The organism is Polynucleobacter sp. KF022 (assembly GCF_027924105.1).
Taxonomy (GTDB): domain Bacteria; phylum Pseudomonadota; class Gammaproteobacteria; order Burkholderiales; family Burkholderiaceae; genus Polynucleobacter.
On record NZ_AP026972.1, the window covers coordinates 1,567,840 to 1,590,316 of the forward strand.

16 protein-coding genes are annotated in these 22,477 nt (G+C 46.5%); 10 read left to right on the forward strand and 6 right to left on the reverse strand.

The genetic code is table 11. The features are described 5' to 3' along the window. Window positions 1–3: 3 nt before the first annotated feature. From hda to panB, 5 genes are read left to right on the forward strand one after another with little or no spacing between them, the layout of a single operon-like run. A complete protein-coding gene (gene hda / locus PKF022_RS08145; RefSeq protein WP_281776533.1) occupies window positions 4–759 on the forward strand; it encodes a DnaA regulatory inactivator Hda in 756 nt (251 codons plus the stop codon). Between the two features lie 18 nt (window positions 760–777). Next, window positions 778–1,458 carry an HAD family hydrolase gene (locus PKF022_RS08150; protein ID WP_281776534.1) on the forward strand — a complete coding sequence of 227 codons (681 nt, stop codon included), beginning with the start codon at window positions 778–780 and terminating at the stop codon, window positions 1,456–1,458. Then, on the forward strand, window positions 1,455–2,855 hold the full coding sequence (gene pcnB, locus PKF022_RS08155) for a polynucleotide adenylyltransferase PcnB (RefSeq protein WP_281776535.1): 1,401 nt from the start codon (window positions 1,455–1,457) through the stop codon (window positions 2,853–2,855). The genes PKF022_RS08150 and pcnB overlap by 4 nt, the downstream gene beginning before the upstream one ends. Before the next feature lie 52 nt (window positions 2,856–2,907). After that, window positions 2,908–3,435, forward strand: coding sequence for a 2-amino-4-hydroxy-6-hydroxymethyldihydropteridine diphosphokinase (gene folK, locus PKF022_RS08160; protein WP_281776536.1), 528 nt, complete (start codon window positions 2,908–2,910; stop codon window positions 3,433–3,435). A gap of 17 nt (window positions 3,436–3,452) precedes the next feature. Continuing rightward, window positions 3,453–4,271, forward strand: a complete 819-nt coding sequence (gene panB, locus PKF022_RS08165; protein ID WP_281776537.1) for a 3-methyl-2-oxobutanoate hydroxymethyltransferase — start codon at window positions 3,453–3,455, stop codon at window positions 4,269–4,271. A 26-nt stretch (window positions 4,272–4,297) separates the two neighbouring features. Here panB and dnaJ read toward each other — a convergent pair whose 3' ends face one another. The 5 genes from dnaJ to hrcA form a co-directional block, all read right to left on the reverse strand. Then, window positions 4,298–5,434, reverse strand: coding sequence for a molecular chaperone DnaJ (gene dnaJ / locus PKF022_RS08170; protein ID WP_281776538.1), 1,137 nt, complete (start codon window positions 5,432–5,434; stop codon window positions 4,298–4,300). A 100-nt stretch (window positions 5,435–5,534) separates the two neighbouring features. Continuing rightward, window positions 5,535–7,472 (reverse strand): molecular chaperone DnaK, encoded by a 1,938-nt coding sequence (gene dnaK / locus PKF022_RS08175; protein WP_281776539.1) that lies wholly within the window; start codon window positions 7,470–7,472, stop codon window positions 5,535–5,537. A gap of 156 nt (window positions 7,473–7,628) precedes the next feature. After that, window positions 7,629–8,177, reverse strand: coding sequence for a nucleotide exchange factor GrpE (gene grpE, locus PKF022_RS08180; RefSeq protein ID WP_216230822.1), 549 nt, complete (start codon window positions 8,175–8,177; stop codon window positions 7,629–7,631). Between the two features lie 66 nt (window positions 8,178–8,243). Then, window positions 8,244–9,338, reverse strand: coding sequence for a ferrochelatase (gene hemH, locus PKF022_RS08185; RefSeq protein ID WP_281776540.1), 1,095 nt, complete (start codon window positions 9,336–9,338; stop codon window positions 8,244–8,246). Between the two features lie 40 nt (window positions 9,339–9,378). Beyond that, window positions 9,379–10,389 (reverse strand): heat-inducible transcriptional repressor HrcA, encoded by a 1,011-nt coding sequence (gene hrcA / locus PKF022_RS08190; protein ID WP_281776541.1) that lies wholly within the window; start codon window positions 10,387–10,389, stop codon window positions 9,379–9,381. 37 nt (window positions 10,390–10,426) lie between these two features. On the opposite strand from hrcA, the gene PKF022_RS08195 reads away from it, so the two are divergent. Then, a complete protein-coding gene (locus PKF022_RS08195; RefSeq protein WP_281776542.1) occupies window positions 10,427–11,332 on the forward strand; it encodes an NAD kinase in 906 nt (301 codons plus the stop codon). A gap of 26 nt (window positions 11,333–11,358) precedes the next feature. Continuing rightward, the gene (gene recN, locus PKF022_RS08200) at window positions 11,359–13,029 is read left to right on the forward strand and encodes a DNA repair protein RecN (RefSeq protein WP_281776543.1); all 1,671 of its coding nucleotides are present in this window, start codon (window positions 11,359–11,361) and stop codon (window positions 13,027–13,029) included. 27 nt (window positions 13,030–13,056) lie between these two features. Here the strand turns inward: recN and glnE are convergent, their stop codons facing one another. Then, window positions 13,057–15,870: a bifunctional [glutamate--ammonia ligase]-adenylyl-L-tyrosine phosphorylase/[glutamate--ammonia-ligase] adenylyltransferase gene (gene glnE / locus PKF022_RS08205; protein ID WP_281776544.1), complete on the reverse strand. Its 2,814-nt coding sequence runs from the start codon at window positions 15,868–15,870 to the stop codon at window positions 13,057–13,059. A gap of 79 nt (window positions 15,871–15,949) precedes the next feature. Between glnE and PKF022_RS08210 the strand changes: the two genes are divergently transcribed. Genes PKF022_RS08210 through tldD form a run of 3 tightly spaced genes read left to right on the forward strand, consistent with a single transcriptional unit; the run spans window position 15,950 to window position 22,455 of the window. Continuing rightward, the gene (locus PKF022_RS08210) at window positions 15,950–20,104 is read left to right on the forward strand and encodes a YhdP family protein (RefSeq protein ID WP_281776545.1); all 4,155 of its coding nucleotides are present in this window, start codon (window positions 15,950–15,952) and stop codon (window positions 20,102–20,104) included. Window positions 20,105–20,110: 6 nt separating this feature from the next. Further along, on the forward strand, window positions 20,111–20,944 hold the full coding sequence (locus tag PKF022_RS08215) for a carbon-nitrogen hydrolase family protein (protein WP_281776546.1): 834 nt from the start codon (window positions 20,111–20,113) through the stop codon (window positions 20,942–20,944). A gap of 20 nt (window positions 20,945–20,964) precedes the next feature. After that, window positions 20,965–22,455 (forward strand): metalloprotease TldD, encoded by a 1,491-nt coding sequence (gene tldD, locus PKF022_RS08220; protein WP_281776547.1) that lies wholly within the window; start codon window positions 20,965–20,967, stop codon window positions 22,453–22,455. Window positions 22,456–22,477 lie beyond the last annotated feature (22 nt).

A 22,477-nucleotide genomic window follows, 5' to 3' on the forward strand; every position in this document is an offset into this window, starting at 1 on the left:
GCAATGAATACACCTTCGCTTCCAAAACAATTTGCACTGGATATTAGTCACTCACCTAAAGCGAGTCTAGAAAACTATCTCCCCGGAAAAGATCTCGCACTGATTTCTGCGTTAAAAAATATCGCGCACTCTTGGGGAAAATCGAGTAGCGAAGTTTCTAGCAACCCATTAAATCAACGTTGGATTTATTGGTGGGGGCCTGAGGGCTCTGGGCGCACACACTTGCTAGAGGCCATCGAAAATGCTGCCAAAAATGCTGGTCTTGAACATGTTGCTCTTACGCCATCAGAACCCACATCCTGGGTTCGACTCGAAGAGAATATGAGTTCACTGGCACAAAGTAATACGCCCTCAGTCATTACAGTGGATGACGTTGATCAATTAGATGAGCGCCTCGTGGGATCGTTATTTCGGATTCTGAATACGGTGCAAGCGAGCAAAGCGCTGCACATTTTTATGGCTGGTTCAGCCGCCCCCGCCGCCCTAGAGCTTCGAGAAGACCTGCGAACCCGTCTGGGCTGGGGTTTGGTGTTTCAGACACAGCTTTTGGATGATGATGAGAAAATACAGGCATTAGGTGAGGCAGCCAAAGCGCGAGGACTGGTTTTATCGCCCGATGTATTGCCTTGGTTATTAAGCCGCTTCTATCGGGATATGCCCAGCTTAACGGCCTTAATTGATGCCTTAGATGCTTACTCTTTAGAAACAAAACGTGCTGTAACCTTGCCGCTTGTCCGCGAGCTCTTGCAGCCTAAATAATTTATTACATATTCATTCGTGACCCAGTTAGCCCTTTTCGATTTAGACCACACCCTGTTGCCCTGCGATAGTGATTATGAATGGGGCCAATTTTTGGCTCGTATTGGTGTTGTTGACAGCGAATACTACGCTCGGCAAAACGAACGTTTTTATCAAGACTATAAAGAGGGCAAACTTGATATTCATGAATTTCTACGCTTCGCCTTAAAGCCACTATCCGAACACTCGCGCGCTCAACTCAAAGAATGGCATGACGCTTTTATGAAAGAGGTGATTAACGGTCAACTTCGGCAAGAAGCACTTGATTTAGTTAAGCGACACCAAGATGCTGGTGATCTTTGCTGCGTGATAACGGCTACTAATAGTTTTGTGACTCGCCCAATCGTAGAAAGTTTTGGCATTGAACATCTGATTGCTACAGAGCCAGCTACCGCTGATAACCAGCCTTTGGCCAACTACACCGGCGAAGTGAAGGGTACCCCTAATTTTCGCGAAGGCAAAATTCAGAACCTACATGACTGGTTGGCTAATCAAAAGCTTTCATTAGATCGCTTGCCCTACAGTTATTTTTACTCCGACTCGATGAACGACCTACCTTTACTTGAAAAAGTGAGTCATCCAGTTGCTACTAACCCAGATGATCGCCTTCGCAATGAAGCCAAGCAGCGCAACTGGCCCATTCTTGAATTGTTTGCATGATCACTAAATTTATCAAACGTATTTTGCGGCGTGACCCGATGGTCAAGCACAGCCAGGCAAATAATACTGGTGCGCCGAAACGTATTCCCAAAAAATCGCATCGTATTGACCCTCACCTGCTTTCCAAAAATGCAGTCAAGGTGACTCATACTTTGCAACAAGCAGGTTATGAAGCATTTATCGTTGGTGGCGCTGTACGCGATCTTGCGCTTGGCATTAGCCCTAAAGATTTTGACGTTGCAACCAATGCAACACCAGATCAAGTGCAAAGACTATTTCGTAAAGCCCGTCTTATTGGTCGCCGCTTTCAAATTGTGCATGTGACTTTTTTTGGTAAAGGCCACCCTGAAATCATTGAAGTATCAACCTTCAGAGCCTTGCTGGATAACGCTGGAGACCATGTAGCAGAAAGTGGTCGCATTCTGCGCGACAACGTCTGGGGATCGCAGGGCGAAGATGCAGCGAGACGTGATTTCACGATCAATGCCATGTATTACGACCCATCCTCTGAGACAGTACTTGACTATCACGGCGGTATGGCGGACATGCAAAAGAAAACGTTGCGCATGATTGGTGATCCAGCCAAACGCTATCGCGAGGATCCTGTGCGCATGCTCAGAGCAGTTCGATTTGCTGCCAAAACTGGCTTTGAATTAGACAGCGCTACGCGCGCACCAATTGCCAAACTTGGCAAGCTACTAAATGATGTTCCTTCTGCCCGACTCTTTGATGAAATCCTCAAGCTCCTGATGTCAGGCTACTCTTGGCGCGCTATCCAAGGCTTAAAGGAGGCCGGACTCCATCATGGCTTACTGCCATTACTGGATCACATTCTGGATGAGGGCGAAGACTCCAAAGGTGCTAATGATTTTGTAAAGCTTGCATTAGCCAACACGGATGAACGAATCCAATCCGGCAAAAGTGTTTCAGCTGGCTTTTTATTTGCCACCCTACTTTGGCCTGATCTTTTGAAGAATTGGAAAGCCAATTCTAGTAAAGGTATGGCGAATATCCCAGCCCTGCATGATGCTATGGATGACACGATTGCCACCCAAAGCAGTGGTATGACTATTCAAAGACGCTTTGAGAGTGATATGCGGGAGATTTGGTCCATGCAGCCGCGCTTTGAAAGACGCGTAGGTCGCTATCCTTACCGCCTCATAGAATCCCCTCGCTTTCGTGCGGGTTATGACTTTATGTTGCTTCGCTGCGCCACTGGCGAACTAAATCCCGCTATCGGCCAATGGTGGACAGACTTCATTGCGGCAGATCCGGCGGGGCAAGACGAGCTCATGGCTAGCGCTAAAAATGAATCCGGGAACAGCCCTACCCCAGCCAAAAGACGCCGCCGCAGAAAGCCAAAATCAGCGCTGCCACCAGAGGGTGCAGCAAGCTAAGCAGACTTAGAGAAATTTCAGTAAAGTAGTTTCATCTCTAGTTTGGAATTCTATGGCACGGGCATATATCGGATTTGGCGGGAATATTGGTGACACGCGTCAGCTTATTACTGATGCCATTGTTTGCCTGGCATTGCGCTCCGAACTCCAAATTCTGGCAAAAAGCTGTTTTTATCAAAGTGCTCCGGTAGAAGCGACTGGCGGTGATTACATTAATGCCGTCATTGAAGTCGAAACTGAATTAACTCCTTATGGCCTATTGCATGTATGCCAAATGATTGAACAAGAGTTTGGTCGCGAGCGGCCCTACGCAAATGCCCCTCGCACTCTTGATCTCGACATTCTTTCGTTTGAAGGGGTGACCCAAAATGAAACAGAGTTAATGCTGCCCCACCCCAAGATCATTGAGCGTTCGTTTGTACTTCTACCCCTCCTTGAAATAGCCCCCGAAATCTTTTTGCCGCAGTGGGGAGAGCTCAAGGCTTATTTACCCAATGTTGCCCACCAAAGAATCGAAAAACTCCCCTGCAGGAACTGTAATTGCGGGGAAAAAGACGTTTATAGCCAATCGGCGCATTAATTCATTAAACTCTCGCCATGGGTTACTTACAAGGCGATAAGCCAATCACAATTACTAAGCTCCTCGCAATGCATGCTGAGGGTGAAAAAATTTCTATGCTTACTGCATATGATTCAACCATGTCCGCACTCCTGAATCGTTGTGGAGTGGAAACCATTTTGGTTGGCGATTCTCTAGGCAATGTGATTCAGGGGCACTCCAGCACAACACCTGTTACCGTAGGGCAGGTGGCTTATCACACCGAGTGTGTGGCTCGCGCAAATACCCATGCGTTTTTGATTGCCGACCTCCCATTTGCGAGCTACGGTGATCCCGTACAAGCTTTGGAGTCTTCTGCTGAGCTCATGCGTGCCGGTGCAGATATGGTGAAACTTGAGGGTGGCGGTGAATGGCAGGTAGATATCATCCGTCACTTAGTAGAGCGTAGTGTGCCTGTGTGTGCACACTTAGGCCTATTGCCACAATCCGTTCATGTATTGGGTGGCTATAAGGTACAAGGTAAATCAAAAGATGCGGCTAGTGTGATGCTCGAACAAGCACTCGCTTGCCAAGCAGCAGGAGCACAAATGGTAGTACTTGAAGCCATTCCTTCATCGCTAGGCGAAAGAATTACTGCCGAATTACATATCCCCACGATTGGAATTGGCGCTGGCCCAGATTGCTCTGGTCAAGTGTTGGTACTGCAGGATATGTTGGGTATCAGCCCAGGCAAACCACCGAAGTTTGTCAAAAACTTCATGGATGGCCATCACTCAGTCGAAGCTGCTATTAAGGCTTACGTACGTGAAGTGAAGTCCGGGAAATTCCCCGGACCTGAACATGGCTTTGCAGGCTAATTGCCTGCCAGCCCACACACTAGTTATTAACTAAAGAAACTCTTTACGCCGTCAAACCAACCCTTTTGCTGAGGGCTATGTTTGTCACCGCCGGATTTCAGGCTGTCATCAAACTTCTGCAGCAATTTCTTTTGCTCATCAGTCAGCTTTACCGGAGTCTCCACCAATACATGAACGAAAAGATCACCCACCAAGGTTGAGCGCAAGCCTTTAATGCCTTTGTTACGCAAACGGAATGTCTTACCAGTTTGGGTACCTTCGGGAATTGGAAACTCAACGCGCCCTGCAAGCGTAGGCACTTCTATTTCTCCGCCGATGGTTGCGGTTGCAAAGGAGATAGGCATTTGTACGTGCAAATCACTACCATCACGTTCAAAAACCTTATGGGGTTTGACTCGCACTTCTACATACAGATCGCCAGAAGGTCCGCCGTTAATGCCTGGCTCGCCGTTACCAACAGAACGCACACGCATGCCATCATCGATACCTGCTGGTATTTTGATTTCGAGTGTTTTTTGTTCTTTGTGTTTTCCAGTGCCATGACAAGTTTTACAGGGCTTCGGAATGTACTCGCCTGTGCCGCGGCACTTAGGGCAAGTTTGTTGCATAGAGAAGAAGCCTTGTTGAACGCGCACCTGACCATGCCCACCGCAGGTTGTGCATGTTTCTGCTTTCGTTCCTGGCTCAGCGCCAGTGCCATGACATGGTTTGCAATTGCTCCAGCTTGGAACGCGAATTTGGGTTGTATGCCCCTCAGCTGCTTGCTCAAGGGTAATGTCCATGTTGTAGCGCAGATCAGCGCCTTTATAGACTTGTGGACCAGACTGGCGACCGCCGCCTTGCCCAAAGATATCTCCAAAGATATCTCCAAACGCATCAGCAAAACCGCCACCACCAAATCCGCCGCCGCCAAAACCACCGCCCATAGAAGGATCAACACCAGCATGACCATATTGGTCATAAGCAGCGCGCTTATTGGGATCGGTTAAGGTTTCATATGCTTCCTTAACTTCTTTAAATTGGGCTTCAGCCGTTTTGCTATCGGGATTGCGATCTGGATGATGCTTCATCGCCATCTTTCGATAAGCCTTTTTCAGCTCATCATCACTGGCACCTTTTGCTACACCAAGCACTTCATAAAAATCGCGTTTACTTTTAGGCACGGCCTATTCCTCTCAACAACCTGAATGGCACAAGTCGGCACGAGGCCGACTTGTTATTTAAGTACATCAAAACTACGTCAATGAATGTCTGATTTCAGAATTACTTCTTGTCATCAACCTCTTTGAAATCCGCATCAACAACATCTGCATCAGGAGCTTGGCCAGGAGCTGCGCCGCCTGGAGCTGCACCAGCAGCAGCGCCACCTGCTTTAGCTTGCTCAGCAGCCATAACTTTTTCGCCCAACTTCTGACTTGCTTTACCCAATGCTTCTGTTTTTGCTTCAATCGCTTCTTTGTCGCTACCTTTAATAGCTTCATCCAAGTCCTTGAGGGCTGCTTCAATCGCTTCTTTCTCAGCAGCTTCTAAGCTAGCGCCATGCTCTTCCAAAGCCTTCTTGGTTGAGTGAGCCAATGCATCGGCAGTATTGCGGGCAGTAACCAGTTCTAATGCTTTCTTATCTTCAGCGGCGTTGGCTTCAGCATCTTTCACCATGCGTTGAATCTCTTCCTCGGTCAAGCCAGAGTTTGCCTTGATGGTGATCTTGTTCTCTTTACCAGTTGTTTTATCTTTTGCAGTTACGTGCAAGATACCGTTGGCATCGATGTCAAAGGTCACTTCAATTTGTGGCATACCGCGTTGTGCCGGAGCAATACCTTCGAGATTAAATTCACCGAGCAATTTGTTAGCAGCAGCCATCTCACGCTCACCTTGGAAGCACTTAATGGTTACAGCAGGCTGGTTATCTTCCGCAGTGGAGTAAACCTGTGAATGCTTAGTAGGAATGGTTGTGTTCTTCGGAATCATCTTGGTCATTACGCCGCCAAGAGTTTCGATACCCAATGACAATGGGGTAACGTCCAAGAGCAATACGTCTTTACGATCGCCAGACAATACGGAACCTTGAATTGCCGCACCAACAGCAACTGCTTCATCTGGGTTAACGTCTTTACGAGGCTCTTTACCAAAGATTTCTTTTACCTTATCCTGAACTGCAGGCATACGGGTTTGACCGCCGACCAAAATAACATCGTCGATATCTGCTACGTTTACACCAGCATCTTTAATGGCAGTCAAGCAAGGACCAGCTGTTCGCTTGATCAACTCTTCTACCAAAGACTCCAGCTTGGCGCGGGTCAACTTCAAATTCAAATGCTTAGGACCGCTAGCGTCAGCTGTCACGTATGGCAAATTGATTTCTGTTTGTTGTGCAGATGACAATTCGATCTTGGCTTTTTCAGCCGCATCTTTTAAGCGCTGCAATGCCAATACGTCTTTACTCAAATCAACGCCTTGTTCTTTCTTGAACTCAGCAATGATCCAGTCAATGATGCGTTGGTCAAAGTCTTCACCACCCAAGAATGTGTCGCCGTTGGTTGAGAGCACTTCAAATTGCTTCTCGCCGTCAACGTTGGCAATCTCGATGATGGATACGTCGAATGTACCACCACCCAAGTCATACACAGCGATCTTGCGATCTGCTTTATCCTGCTTATCCAAACCAAAAGCCAATGCAGCAGCAGTAGGCTCGTTGATGATGCGCTTTACATCCAAGCCAGCAATACGGCCAGCATCTTTAGTAGCCTGGCGCTGGCTATCGTTAAAGTAAGCAGGAACAGTAATCACTGCTTCAGTCACTTCTTCGCCTAGATAATCTTCAGCAGTCTTTTTCATCTTGCGCAAAATTTCAGCGGACACTTGTTGTGGTGCCATCTTCTTGTCGCGCGCTTCAACCCAAGCATCGCCGTTATCAGCGGCAATAATTGAATAAGGCATCAAGCTAATGTCTTTTTGCACTTCAGGATCTGTAAATTTACGACCCATCAAACGCTTCACTGCGTAGATGGTGTTTTTAGGATTCGTCACTGATTGACGTTTTGCAGGCGCACCAACCAATACTTCGCCGTCTTCAACGTAAGCGATGATGGATGGAGTTGTGCGAGCGCCTTCTGCGTTTTCGACAACCTTAGGTGCATTGTTTTCAACGACTGAAACACATGAATTTGTGGTTCCTAAGTCGATACCGATAATCTTTCCCATAATTGCTCCAAAAAATTAAATTGTTTGTTGTACTAATGAATATTTCGATACCCAGTAAGTGGGGTCTAAAAAAGCGATTTCAAGAGCCTGAATAGCAAAAAAGGCAGAAATCTGCCTTTTTTATGCCTTTTTTGGGGTTTTACCCCAATTTTCTATTTATTTAGGGGCGCTAACCGTCACCAAAGCAGGTCTGAGGACCCGATCTGCCACGGTATAGCCACGCTGCAGAACTGAAACCACGGTATTTGGCTCTTGCTCAGATGGCACCGAAGCAATCGCCTGGTGGTGATGGGGGTCAAATTTATCCCCAACCGCAGGGTTAATTTCGGTCATACGACCTTTTTCAAAGGCTGAGAGCAATTGCTTAAGAGTGATCTCTAGACCTTCTTTAAATGCCTTGGCGTCACCAGCATCAGTACTCAATGCTGCATAGAGACTATCGGTCACTGGCACTAAATGCTCAGCAAAACTTTCGATGGCGAATTTATGGGCCTTGGCAATATCCTCTACAGCGCGACGACGAATATTTTCACCCTCTGCTTTTGCACGTAAAAAATTATCTTGAAGCTCGCCAATCTTTTGATTGAGATCTGCAATTTCTTGCTCAGGCGTTTTTACGGCTGGCGTTTCTGCTGCAGTTTCGGCAGCTGGCTCAGCTGCTAGATTCTCTTGTTCTGGAGATGGGTTTTGATTTTCTTGTGTCATGGACGCTATTTTACTTTTCTTTAAAGATGGCTATTACTTTGTGATATGGGGTCGATTAATATAATTTCAAGACTTTGCTCTTTCGGCCAACTCGGCTCTTTCAGCGCGCTTAGCTAACTCTGCCTCTGACTCCGTCCCCAAAGACCAGCCCTGTAAATGATGATGGGCGATATCGCTCAAAGCCTCAATCCACTTAGGGTTGCTGTTCAAGCAGGGAATGTAGCGATAGTCCTTACCGCCATGCTCCAAGAAGATTTCGTGGGCTTCCATAGCAATCTCCTCAAGCGTCTCCAAACAATCCGCCGGAAATCCTGGGCAAAAAATATCCATGCGTTGACAACCTTCTTTAGCTAGCTTTTCAATCGTTGGAGCTGTGTAAGGTTTCAACCACTCGGCTTTACCAAAGCGAGATTGGAAAGTAACAAGGTATTGACCCGGTTCTAAACCAAGAGACTCCCCAAGCAGACGTCCAGTTTTTAGGCACTCACAATGGTAAGGGTCACCCTTCATCAAATTGCGTTTTGGTAATCCGTGAAATGACATTACAAAGCGATCGCCTTTAGCAAAGTCAGGGCGCCCATCTTTATCCCAGCTACTCAACACTTGATCGCGCAACGCGGCAATATAGGAAGGGTTGTCGTGATAGTGCTTTACCAAGCGCAATTCAGGTTGATCTCGCCAAGTACTCAAAACACGAAAGACTTCATCGAAGCTAGATGCTGTAGTGGTAGCTGAATATTGAGGATACAAAGGTAGCACTAATAAACGCTCCATGCCTTGCGCCTTAAGGCCCTCAAGGGCAGACTGGGTAGAGGGTTGCCCATAACGCATCGCCAAATCAACTAAGACCGTGTGACCCTCATTTGCAAATTTATCACCCAGTTCTTTTGTCTGAAGACGGGAGTAATGCATTAAAGGTGAACCCAATTTTGGCAACCAAATAGAAGCATATTTTTTTGCTGAGGCACTACTACGAATTGGCAAAATAATGCCATTCAAAATGCACCACCAAATAATTCTTGGAATTTCTACTACGCGAGGATCGGATAGAAATTCTTTTAAATAAGCGCGTACTGCTTTTGCTGTTGGGGCTGACGGCGTTCCCAAGTTCAATACTAAGACTGCAGTTTTGGATGCGCGTAAATGCGGGTTTGGATTCAAGATGTTTGTCTCTAGTTAATTAATAGGTATAGATCGAGGATTAGGAACTCAGCGCCCCGGACAATAATTTTGAGGTGATATCGACAATGGGAATCACTCTGTCATAGGCCATACGCGTTGGCCCAATGACACCAAGCGTACCCACTATCTGCCCATCAACGCTATATGGGGCGCTGATCACAGCTAGATCCTCGTATGGCAATAAGTCGCTCTCACCCCCAATAAATATCTGAATACCGTCGGCATGACTGGATACATCAAGCAATTGCATCAGCACTGATTTTTGCTCCAACATGTCAAACATCTTGCGTAACTTATCTAAGTTAGAACTTAAATCTCCGACATTTAGCAAGCGGCGCTCTCCAGACAACACCATATCGCCACGACTCATGTCGTAATCAGCAACGCCACTTTGAAGAGCTAAAGCCATTAGTCCAGAAATATCTGTGCGCAAATTATCCAAGTCGGATTTCAAATGCAGTCGCACTTGATCAAAACTTTTACCAGCAAAATGGGTGTTGATAAAGTTGCCTGCCTCAATGAGTTGACTTGGCGTGTAATCTTGTGTGGTCGGCAATATGCGATTCTGCACATCACCTTCTGGCGTCACCATAATTAATAAGATCTTGCCTTCGCCTAAGCGCAAAAACTCAATATGCTTAAAAACCTGGGCACGCTTCGGGGTCATCACTACCCCAGCGAAATGGGTCAAGTTCGACAAAATCTGTGCCGCCGAGGTCATGACTCGCTGCGGGGAATCCGGCAAGAGACCTTTTTCAACCTCGCGGGCAGCCACTTCCTCCAAAGGGCGCACTGTCACCATGGTATCCACGAATAAACGATAGCCTCTTGGCGTAGGAATACGGCCAGCAGAGGTATGAGGGCTGGTCACTAGGCCCATATCCTCCAAATCCGCCATGACATTACGGATGGTGGCTGCTGAGAGGTCTAAGCCCGAATACCTAGAGAGAGTGCGGGAGCCAATAGGCTGTCCCTCCTCGATATAGCGCTCGATGAGGGTTTTGAGAAGGGCGCGGGAACGTTCATCCATGGTGGAAGGGATTTTATGCCTATGGTTTAATCGTTATATGTTAAGCCCATCCCCAAATTCCACCAAGAAGGCATTTAGCCGGGTTGCGCTTGTCGGCAAATTCCATGCTGAGGGCATTGATGAGCACCTCAAGGACCTCGCTGCACTGGTTAAAGGCCTGGGTTGCGAGGTATTTCTGGAGGCGGCTACAGCCCAGCACTTGGGTCTCAAAGAATTCCCCACTAAAACTGCAGAAGCCTTTGCTGGAGCAATTGATTTGGTCGTAGTTCTTGGGGGTGATGGCACGATGCTAGGAATTGGTCGTCAGCTGGCGGGAAGCAATGTGCCGCTGGTTGGCATCAATATGGGGCGTCTGGGCTATATGACCGATATTCCTATTCAGTCGGTACAAGATACTCTGCCAAAAATTATTGCTGGTGAATACGAAGCGGATGCTCGCACATTGCTTGATGCGGTTGTATTACGTAAAGGCAAAGAAATTAATCGTGCATTAGCGCTAAATGATGTGGTCGTAAATCGCTCCGGAATTTCCGGGATGGTGGAATTAGCGGTTCACGTCAATGGCTCTTTTATGTACAACCAACGATCCGATGGTTTAATTGTGTCGACCCCAACCGGCTCGACCGCTTACGCCCTCTCAGCTGGCGGACCCATTTTGCATCCCCGTGTTGCTGGCATTTTGCTAGCGCCGATTGCGCCTCACTCGCTCTCCAACCGTCCAATTGTCTTGCCACAAGACTCTGTCACCGTTATTGAGGTAGTTGACGGGCGAGAAGTCATTGTCAATTTTGATATGCAATCACAAACGGATTTACAAACGGGTGACAAGATTGAAGTTCGCCAATCTGAAAAAACGATTACTCTTTTGCACCCGCGCAGTCATAGCGACTACAAAACCTTGCGCGAGAAGCTGCACTGGAATGAGTACCCATCGACATTCTGATGTCGAGTTTTTTGCTACGCTAATACATGCTTCAAACCATCTCACTTCGTGACTTCGTCATTGTTGATCAGCTAGAGCTAGATCTCACCAGCGGATTTACCGTACTTACAGGCGAAACGGGTGCGGGTAAATCTATCCTCTTAGATGCCCTTAGCTTGGCACTTGGTGAGCGCGCCGATAGCAGCCAAATACGAGAGGGCTGTAACCGAGCAGAAATCTCCGCCCTCTTTCGCATTGAGCTAGACCAGTCTAAAGAGTTGGGCAAATGGCTTGATGAGCAAGGCTTTCCACAAGAGGACGATGGTCAAAGCTTGGTACTCAAGAGAACTGTCGAAGCCAATGGTCGTAGTCGCGCCTTTATTAATGGCAGTGTTGCTACTTTGACGCAACTGCGTGAAGCCGGCGATCAATTAGTAGATATTCATGGTCAGCATGCTCATCAACTCTTACTCAAGGGCGGTGCTCAAAGAGAACTCCTCGATAGTCATGCAGGATTAATTCCCATTGCTTCCGATGTAGCAAAAGCATTCAAAACACTTGCAGATTCTCGTCGTCGACTAGAGCAGGCAGAAAATGCAGGGCAAGATGTAGAGCGCGAACGTGAGCGTCTACAGTGGCAATTGGAAGAACTCACTGAGCTTTCCCCGCAAGAAGGTGAATGGGCAACTATTCAAAGTGAGCACGCTCGCTTAGCGAATGGAGCAAAACTCATTGGCGGCTGCCAAGAAGCGGTCGATCTTTTGAGTGAAGCTGATAATTCCCTAGAATCTACCCTATCTAAGGTGTGCGGAAATATCAGCGCACTTGCAGAGCACGACTCCAGCCTTAGCGACATTAGCCAATCACTTGAGTCAGCAAGTATTCAGCTAGATGAGGCGATTCATGGACTAAATCGCTACCTACAAAAAATAGACCTAGATCCAGCTCGACTTGCACAAGTGGAAGAGCGCATGCAAGCATTACATAGTGCAGCTCGCAAATACCGCACTGAAACTGATGAGCTACCAAAGCTTCTTCTGGATACAGCAGAAAGGCTTGATGCCCTAACAGCCTCTCAAAATATTGAGGCACTGCGCGATCAAGTAAAGCAAGAAGAAGCGACTTATTTAAAACTAGCAAAACAACTGACTCAGAAGCGTAGCAAGGCCGCAAAAGAGCTGGGTGATTTAGTAACAAGCGCCATGCAAGATTTATCCATGGCTGGCGGTCGTTTGGAGATTGCCCTGATACCACTGAATGAAGGTGGATCACATGGCTTAGAACAAATTGAATTCCTAGTGGCAGGCCATGCCGGCAGCACACCTCGCTCACTTGCAAAAGTAGCTTCCGGCGGTGAGTTAGCTCGCATTAGTTTAGCCATCAGCGTTATCACCAGCAAAGCCTCATTCACTCCGACCCTCATATTTGACGAGGTTGATGCTGGCATTGGTGGAGCGGTTGCTGAAACCGTGGGTAAGCTATTACATCAACTGGGCCAATCCCACCAAATCCTATGTGTGACCCATTTACCGCAGGTGGCTGCCCAAGGCAATCATCACTTCAAAATCAGCAAATCACAAATTGGTGAGAAGACGGTTTCCCAAGTGCAAGTCTTGGGTAGAGCAGAGCGAGTTGAAGAAGTCGCCAGAATGCTTGGCGGCGCGACTATTACTGATACCACCCGCCGTCATGCTCGTGAGTTGTTAGAGCAAAACTAAAGTAACTACATCAAGTCACAAGGTCTTCTAGCTCACATTAGAGGGCGCTTTAAATATTTCCATCCAAAGGGCTTGCACAGCATCTCTAGCTGCGATGAATTCAGATTCCTGCTCAAGGTCGACGCGCGTTTTTTCTGCGCCATCCAAACGCAATCGATGTTGGCGTGCCCTCAATAAGCGATAAGCATTGCCAACAGATTGCGCAGCTTCTGGAGTTATTAAACCCATCTCACCAGCAATCTGCAATAAGGCAATATTGCCGAGATTACCAATCAATTTTGGATGTTGATGGGCATAGGCAAGAACCAAGAACTGCACAATAAATTCAATATCCACCATCCCGCCAGCATCATGCTTTAAATCAAATGCAGGGTTGACATTGGGATGGCCTGCATGGACTTTGCGTCGCATCTCTAAAATTTCGGAGCGGAGCTGCTCAATATTTCTTGACTGACTTAATACTTCAGAGCGAACAGCGTCAAAGAATGAACCCACTATTGGATTGCCAGCTGAGAAGCGTGCCCGAGTCAGAGCCTGATGCTCCCAAACCCAAGCAGCATTATCACCTTCGCGAAGTTGATACTTTTTAAAGGCCTCTGCATTCGTCACTAAAAAGCCGGCAGACCCATTAGGGCGAAGACGAGTATCAATCTCAAATAAGCTGCCAGTAGAGGTAAATGCAGTGAGCCAATTAATCATTCGCTTTGCTAAAAGAGCATAGATTTCTTGTGCCGCATAATCAGCCTCATCTGCCTGGTACAAAAAAATAATGTCTAAGTCCGAGGCATATCCCAGCTCTTTACCGCCTAGTTTTCCATAAGAAATAATGGCGAATGGTGGGTTGGTATCGGCAGGTAAATCGAACTTCTTTACTACGCTAGGCCAGATACGCTCAAAGGTGGTCTGCAGAATTAAATCTGCGAGCGCCGATAAATGATCACTTACCCGCTCCACCGGCAGCGCTTGCTGAACACCAATCCCGAGATCGGTTAAGAGCGTAATAAAAGTTTCGTTGTGATGAGTCACGCGCAAAATATCCATTGCTTGCTCAGAACCATCGCCCTCGGCCATCACATCATCAAGCTGCATATTGAGATTGGATCGAACCTCACTCCAATACTTTGCCGGATCCTCGATTAAAGCCCTCTCAGCCTGAGAATTCAGTAAGTAATCCAGAAGATGTGGATGGCGTGTCAAATATTGAGCACCCCATTGGGATGACTTCAGCAAATCCAATACATTTGACAGAGCCCTTGGGTACTCAGCCAGAATGGAAAGATAGGCACTGCGCCTAGCGATCGCTTCAATTAAGTCAAAAAAACGTAACAGCGTTTGATCGGCGTGCGCTGAGATGGATCCATCCCCCTGCAGGCGCTCCGCAGCCTTACACATTAAATTATCAAAAATTAAGCGGCTTTTTTCTGGCAACAATTTTTGTTTTGGACTATCCACCCAAGCCTGCCAGCGAACACATGAGTTAGGGAAAAATGTTTGATCAGGGACCCAACCTAAAGCTAATGGCGCGATTTCGAGGCGGGCGCCATCATCCAGTAAAAAAGCTTTTTCAAATAACTGCGCAACATGATTTTGGTGACGATCTAATTCAGTCATGAATGCATTGACTTGCGCATTCTGCCCTTGCATCGATATTGCTAAGCGTGAGCGTGCATCCTCATCATCCGGAAGGTAATGGGTTTGCTGGTCATCCCAAACTTGAATGCGATGTTCTAAACGTCTTAAGAAAATATAAGCTTCTTGCAATGACTTCACTTCATCAGCAGGCAGGATGCCGCAATTCTTGATCAGCTCGAGTACCTCTAAACTAGGACGCACTCTAAAGCGCGGGTCTGTGCCGCCTCTCATTAATTGGAACATTTGCGCTAGAAATTCAATTTCCCGAATGCCACCGCGCCCTAATTTAATATCGCGTGAACGCCCCTGATGACCTGAGGATCTTTTTTCAGCCTCAGCCTGAATTTGTGCATGAAGATCACGAATAGAGGCAATCACACCGTAGTCCAAATGCCTGCGATACACAAAGGGGCGAATCAGTTGATCAAGCTCTCTCTGGCAATGCGCAAAGTTTGGAGACCCTGGGAACGGGGCAATCAATCTACCTTTGATCCAGGCATAGCGCTCCCACTCCCTACCTTGGACCAATAGGTATTCCTCGAGCATGTCCAAGCTGCACACCAAAGGCCCTGAATCTCCATTAGGACGAAGACGCATATCAACCCGGAATACAAACCCATTGGCATCGTGCTCAGCAAGCAGCTTGATTAAGCGCTTACCCATACGAGTAAACCACTCGTGATTAGACAAACTCTTTGGTCCGCCAGTAGTGTCACCTTCATGCTCGTATAAAAATATTAAATCGATATCTGAAGAGAGGTTTAACTCAAGACCACCTAGCTTGCCCATACCAACAACCATGAGAGGCATTTCAGATTGGGTCGTATTGCTCCAAGGTATTCCAAAACGATTTTTGAGATCTTCCCGAACAAAAGCAATTGAAGCGGAGACTGCTAACTCAGCAAAATGACTCAGCGCATGGGTAACCTCATGCAAGTCAGCAAAACCATTTAAATCCCGAAAAGCGACCCACAACATCAAACGTTGTCTTGCTAAGCGCAAATTAGCCATCCACTCAGCCTCGTCCTGCTCAGCTGATGAAGGTCTTACATGACACTCTTCTAGCAGCTGCCTGATGCCTTGCAAATCAACCTTTTTTTGCCCCTGTGAGCGGAGCCACTCCATCCAATCAGGACGCGCGCTTAGCCAGCGTCGAGCATAAGTCGAATGCCGCTCCAAAAAATCAATTTGATAGGAAAAATCATTCATCCCCTCATCTTAATCTGACCTTGAAAACCCCAGTCCAGAAGCTTGGCGATCAAGCCAAGGCTGACGGATAATAGAGGGCATGCTGCAAAACATTATTCCGCCTCGCCTCAAGAGCGCAATAGCCAAACGTACTGAAGGTTCGAGTCGGGCTTGGCGTAAGCGTGCCCTGATTTTGGCTGGCATTGTTTTGGCCATTTTTGTACTTGGGCATGTAGGCGTTCGTTTTGTTCTTTGGCCACAAATTGAGAAATCCAAAGAATCGGTTGAAAGACTGATTAGCGCTCGAATCGGCACCGATGTTTCGATGGATTCTCTACGTGTTTCCTGGACTGGCATTAGACCTAATTTTGAAATCGATGGCCTGCGCTTTAATGGTCCAGAAAAAACAAAACCACTTTTATTCATACAAAAGATTAATGGTCAATTAAGTTGGTCCTCTTTTTATCATCTTGCGCCCTACTTTCATGAGTTAAATTTTGAAGGCGCTGAAATTCATGCGCAACGCAATACTAAAGGCGTTGTCACCATTGCCGGAATCTCAATTGATGGCAAACCCAATGACTATTCAGCTGAGAATTGGCTCTTTGCTCAAAATGAAATTCGTGTGAATGACGTCAAGTTTTTTTGGGATGATCAATTTAAAAAAAAGGCGAGCACTTCGGTAGACATTCAAAGTCTCACACTTAGCAATGGCATCCGTAGTCACAAAGGCTCGCTAAGTACGACGACCCCATGGAATAAAGGGCCGCTCTTAATTGATATTGACTTAGTTCATCACATCGGCGGCCAAGCGGGTAATTGGCGAGATTGGATTGGAACCATCTCTTGGAATTTAAACGCGCTTCAACTTGGCCAAATTGGCAATGATTTTTCTCTACCATTAAGCACTTTAGAAGGTGTGCTCAGCTCTAATGGGAAATTAAAAATTGATAATGGCAAGCCAGATGGTGGAGACATTTATCTTGCTGCTGACAACTTAACAGTGCAGCTTTCCAAGAATGAGGATGCAATTGCCCTGGGAAGATTGGAAACCAACCTCACTCAAGAGACAGTCGATGGGCTTATCGCAGTGACTACTAAGACTTTTGCGTGGCGAGATATTGATAGTCCAAAAACTACTCCACTAGATCATCTCAGTCCGATGACTTTCCGCTGGAGACCGCCTGCTGCAGATGGAGAAATTAAGGAATTTGGATTTTCATCGCCCAAGATTTTGGTAGAGGATGTTGCGCTTTTTGCAATGAATTTACCGCTGTCAAAAAAAGTTCACCAATGGATCAAAGCATCACAAGCAGATGGTGAGCTACAAGATCTAGATATCAAATGGTCTGAGAGTAAATCTGCGTTATCAGCACTCAATATTCCTGGTGGATGGTTTAAATCAAGTAAGCTAGACTTTTCTGTCAGCGGAAAATTAGTGAACGTTGGTTTTGTTGGCTTTAATAAATCGATGCCTTCCGTTTCCAATTTATCGGGATTTCTTACTGCAGACCAAAGCAAGGGAACTTTCTCGATAGAATCCGCCAATTTAGGAGTGGAAATCAGCAACTTACTGGTTGATCCCAAAATAAATCTAAATAAAGCTGCTGGCCAAATTTCCTGGTCAAAACAAAAAGGGAATTGGGTGATTAATGCTAAGCAGTTGGCGCTTAGCAACCCCGAGATTTCGACAACACTCAATTTGAATTACATTATTGGCGAAGCTAAAAAACCTGACTTCATGACCTTAGATATGGACTTTGCACAAGCCAATCTAAAAACAGCTTATCGCTATTTACCAGTCGGCATGGGCGCCGAGGCTAAAACTTATTTAAGCAAGGCCTTTGATGCAGGAACTATCAATAAAGGAAGTTTGCACATTAAGGGTGATCCCAATGAAGTGCCCTTCTCTAAAGTAGGCTCAGGAGAGTTCACTCTCAACCTGCCTATTAATGGCGCTACCTTTAGCCCAGTACCCTCTACCGCAACAGCGCAGGGTGTTTGGCCTGCATTCAATAAAGTCAATGGCGCTATTAATATGCAGAATGCCAACTTTACCGTTGACATTGATCAAGCGAGTTATAAACAAGTTGCGCTGAGTAAGTTTCATGCCGAAATTCCAAGCGTTAGCGCAAAGCAACTAATGCTGATAGTAAACGGCGAGGCGCAAGGCGAAGCATCACAACTATTGGACTACCTCTTTGCCTCGCCAGTAGGTAAAAAACAGGTTGAGCTTGAGCGTAACTTAAAAATAGCAGGCCCTACCAAGCTCAATCTTGGCATGAAAATTCCACTGTCCGGAGGTCTTGAGGCCAACACAGATGTTCAATTAAGCTTTCCTGGTAACCGAGTGCAATGGGCTGACATGCCCCCTTTTGAGAATCTCAAGGGCAAAATTCGGATTACCGAAGTGAATCCAGAATTTGAAGATATCACCGCTCAGTTCCTTGGTGGTGATGTCAAGATCTCAAGCGCGACCTCAAATCAGGCCAATCAAAGCTACAACATTTCCGGCAATATTTCGGCAAACTTTATCAAAAATTACTTTGCAAAAGATAGTTCAATGCAGGCATTTCCAATCCTGCAGGCGATGAGGGGCGTAGCTAGATATGACGGCATCATTAAATTTACTAAGGGTAATAGTGAAACTAACCTAAAGATTGATATGCGCGACTGGGGTAGCTCGGCCCCTGCCCCCTTGAAAAAACAGGCTGGGGCTTTAATGTTTGGCCAAATCAATCTCAAAACATTTGCTAAAACAAAAGCAAATTCACGCCGCCTTACTTGGGATGGGAAAATCGGAGACGCCTATTTCATTCAAGGTGAAATTACTGACGACGATACCCTTCGTCATGCTGTAGGCATCGGAGCTCCTGCTACACCCCCTCAGCAAGGCTTTGCCCTAAACCTCGTCAGTAATGAGTTGAATTTAGATGCTTGGAAAGAATTCTTGGGAAGTCAAGCCAACAATAAATCCACGCCTAACTCCACTGCTACAAACAGCATCCAAGTTTCTGCCCAGATTAAGCAGCTGACCTTATTTGATCGTATCTGGCAGGACTTAAATTTGGCAGCAACCAATAAAAATTCTTCCTGGCAACTACGTTTGCGGGGATCCCCTCAAATTGCCGGCAATATTCAATACCAGCCTGCCAATCAAGTTCAGGGCAACGACTTGATTAGCGGAAAACTTGTGCGCCTGAAGATTCCTGAAGCAGTAATTGCTGCGCCCACTTCAACCCCAATACAGCAAACTCAAAAAACTCCGGCGCCTAAAAATAAGATTCAGCCAGAATCTATTCCCAGTATTGATTTAACCATTGATGATTTTGATTGGGATAAAGCCCAGCTTGGTCAGGTAAGAATTAAAACCAGAACCACGGGCAACACCCTCAATATTGACTCCATTCAATTTAACAATCCACAAGGTAGCTCAACTATTACTGGTCGTTGGATTGGTGGTTCGCCAAATACACCCACACACACAAATTTAAATATCGATCTAGATATTAAAGATGCCGGCCAAATTATTGGTCATTGGACTGATCACAAATCGGTTGAGGGGGGACAAGGAAAGCTGGCAATCAATGCTGATTGGGATGGCTCTCCATTTATCCCTCAATATGAAACACTAGCCGGTAAGGCAACCTTACATTTAGAGAAAGGTCGCCTTATAGAAGTTAATACTAGCGGAGCAAAACTCCTTGACGTTCTTAGTTTGCAGAGTTTATTTAAGTTTGCCACCTTGGATCTTAAAGGCAGTCTAGGTAACATTGTCACTAAAGGCACTCCGTTTAATACTATTGATGCCTCTTTTGATATCAATGCTGGAGTGGCGCAAACCAAGCAATTCACGATGGGTCTAGATCAAGCAAGAGTTGCCATGACTGGACAAATCGATATCCCCAAGAAAACACAGGATCTGCGCGTCACAATCTTTCCAACGATTGATGCCACAGCCGGCTCTTTAGCTGCATTTGCTATCAACCCTATCGTAGGGCTTGGTGCGCTGGTTGGACAGTATCTGATTACCAGCCAAATTAACAGAAACCTACAGTCCGACTATTTAGTACAAGGCTCCTGGGATAACCCAGAGGTAATTCCGCTTGACCAGAAGGGTCAACCCATTGATTCCAAAACCTTGAATACTATTCGCAGTAAAGATTTACTTAAAGAACAAACTAAACCGGACAATCCCTCAGGGCCACAAAGCAATCCAAGCAATCCAGGTAACCCCAATAAAACTTCCAATTAGATTGTTATGAGCACATCAGCAAACTCTGCAAACCTCAAAGTTGCATCTATTCAAATGGTGTCAACCCCAAACTTGCAAGAGAACCTTTCTACTGCAAGTCGACTAATAGCGGCCGCAGCAGTAGATGGCGCAAAATTAGTCGTTCTTCCAGAGTATTTTTGTCTCATGGGGCTCAAAGACACTGACAAGGTATCTGCTCGTGAACGTTTTGGCAGCGGTCCTATTCAAGAGCAACTCTCGCAGATTGCAAAAGAGAATAACCTTCACTTGGTGGCTGGCACCATTCCTCTAGAAGCAAAAGAACCTAACAAGGTTCTCAACACAACTTTAGTGTTTTGTCCTACCGGCAAACAAATTGCTCGTTACGACAAAATCCATTTGTTTGGTTTTCAAACAGCAACTGAGCGCTATCAAGAATCGGAAACAATTGAAGCCGGTAATGAACCTGGACTCCTCAAGATTTCAAGCAATGGTAATGAGTGGATTTTTGGTTTAAGTATTTGCTATGACCTGCGTTTTCCAGAGCTCTACCGAACCCTGGGCCAAGTAGATTGTCATATCATCCCCGCTGCATTTACATACACCACCGGGAAAGATCATTGGGAAATACTATTGCGCGCTCGAGCGATTGAAAACCAATGTTATGTATTGGCTTCCGCCCAAGGGGGTAAGCATCAAAATCAACGGCGCACTTGGGGCAATAGCATGTTGATTGATCCTTGGGGTGAAATCTTGACTAATCTCCCTGAAGGAGAGGGCTTTATTTCTGGGGTCTTGTGCAAAGATAAATTAAACGAGGTACGCTCTAAGTTACCTGCACTTGCACATCGCAAGCTTTAAAGAAAGATCTGCCCAATCACATGAATGCACCAGAAGCACTATTTCCTGCAAATTGGACTAAAGCCAAAAAACAAGCAGACCTCATTAAATTAGCTAAATCCATTCTGCTTGAGCCAACAGGTTTATCGGAACAAGATTTGCATCACACCTTTGGCCATTTATTTACCCATCGCCTTGATGACGCTGATCTCTACTTTCAGCATACTCGTAGCGAAAGCTGGAGTCTGGAAGAAGGCATTGTTAAATCAGGTAGTTTCAATATTGATCAAGGCGTTGGTGTCCGTGCAATCTATGGCGATAAGACTGCGTTTGCCTATTCAGATGAAATTAATTTAGACGCCTTAAGCAAGGCGGCAAAAGCAACTCGGGTAATTGGCCCAGCGGGTGGTAAACAAGCCGTTGCAAGTAAATTATTTAATCCTGTATCCAATAAGTTGTATTCAGACATTAACCCCCTTGATTCACTGCAACCTAAAGAAAAAATTGCGTTACTGGAAAGTATTGAGCGTCGAGCTAAAGCGCGTGACCCACGCATCATTCAGGTGATGGCCAGTCTTGCTGGAGAGTTTGATGTGGTTCTGGTTGTTCGTGCCGACGGCCTTTTGGCTGCCGATGTTCGACCTTTAGTTCGCGTTTCCGTTCACGTTATTGCCGAACAAAATGGTCGCCGTGAATCTGGATCTTCTGGTGGTGGCGCACGTCATGACTATCTTTACTTTGATCAAGCGCTGATTAACCGCTATGTTGATGAAGCGGTTGATGGCGCTTTAGTGAACCTAGAATCTCGCCCTGCGCCCGCAGGTCCAATGACCGTAGTGATGGGACCAGGCTGGCCCGGTGTTCTGTTGCATGAAGCAGTTGGCCATGGCCTTGAGGGTGACTTTAATCGCAAAGGGTCCTCTGCCTTTGCTGGTCGCATCGGCCAACGCGTTGCCGCCAAGGGTGTTACCGTAGTTGATGACGGCGCCTTGTCTGGACGGAGAGGCTCTTTGAATATCGACGATGAAGGTACGCCTACTCAATGCACCACATTAATTGAGGATGGCATTTTGAAGGGCTACATTCAGGACAGCTTAAATGCCCGTCTGATGAATATGCCCCTCACCGGGAATGGACGCCGTGAAAGTTTTGCTTCATTGCCAATGCCACGTATGACGAACACCTACATGCTGGCCGGCAAAGATGATCCCCAAGAGATCGTGGCCAGCATTAAGCGCGGCTTATATGCAGTCAATTTTGGTGGTGGTCAAGTGGATATCACCAGCGGAAAATTTGTTTTTTCAGCCTCGGAAGCCTATTGGGTTGAGAACGGCAAAATCCAATACCCCGTCAAAGGTGCCACCATTATTGGCAGCGGTCCAGAGTCTCTAAAACAGGTTTCTATGATTGGAAATGACCTCAAGCTCGATGGCGGGGTAGGGGTTTGCGGCAAGGAAGGGCAAAGCGTTCCGGTCGGGGTTGGGCAACCTACCCTCAGGATTGATAGCTTGACCGTGGGCGGCACTGCCTAATATTGGCTAATTACGGCTTAAA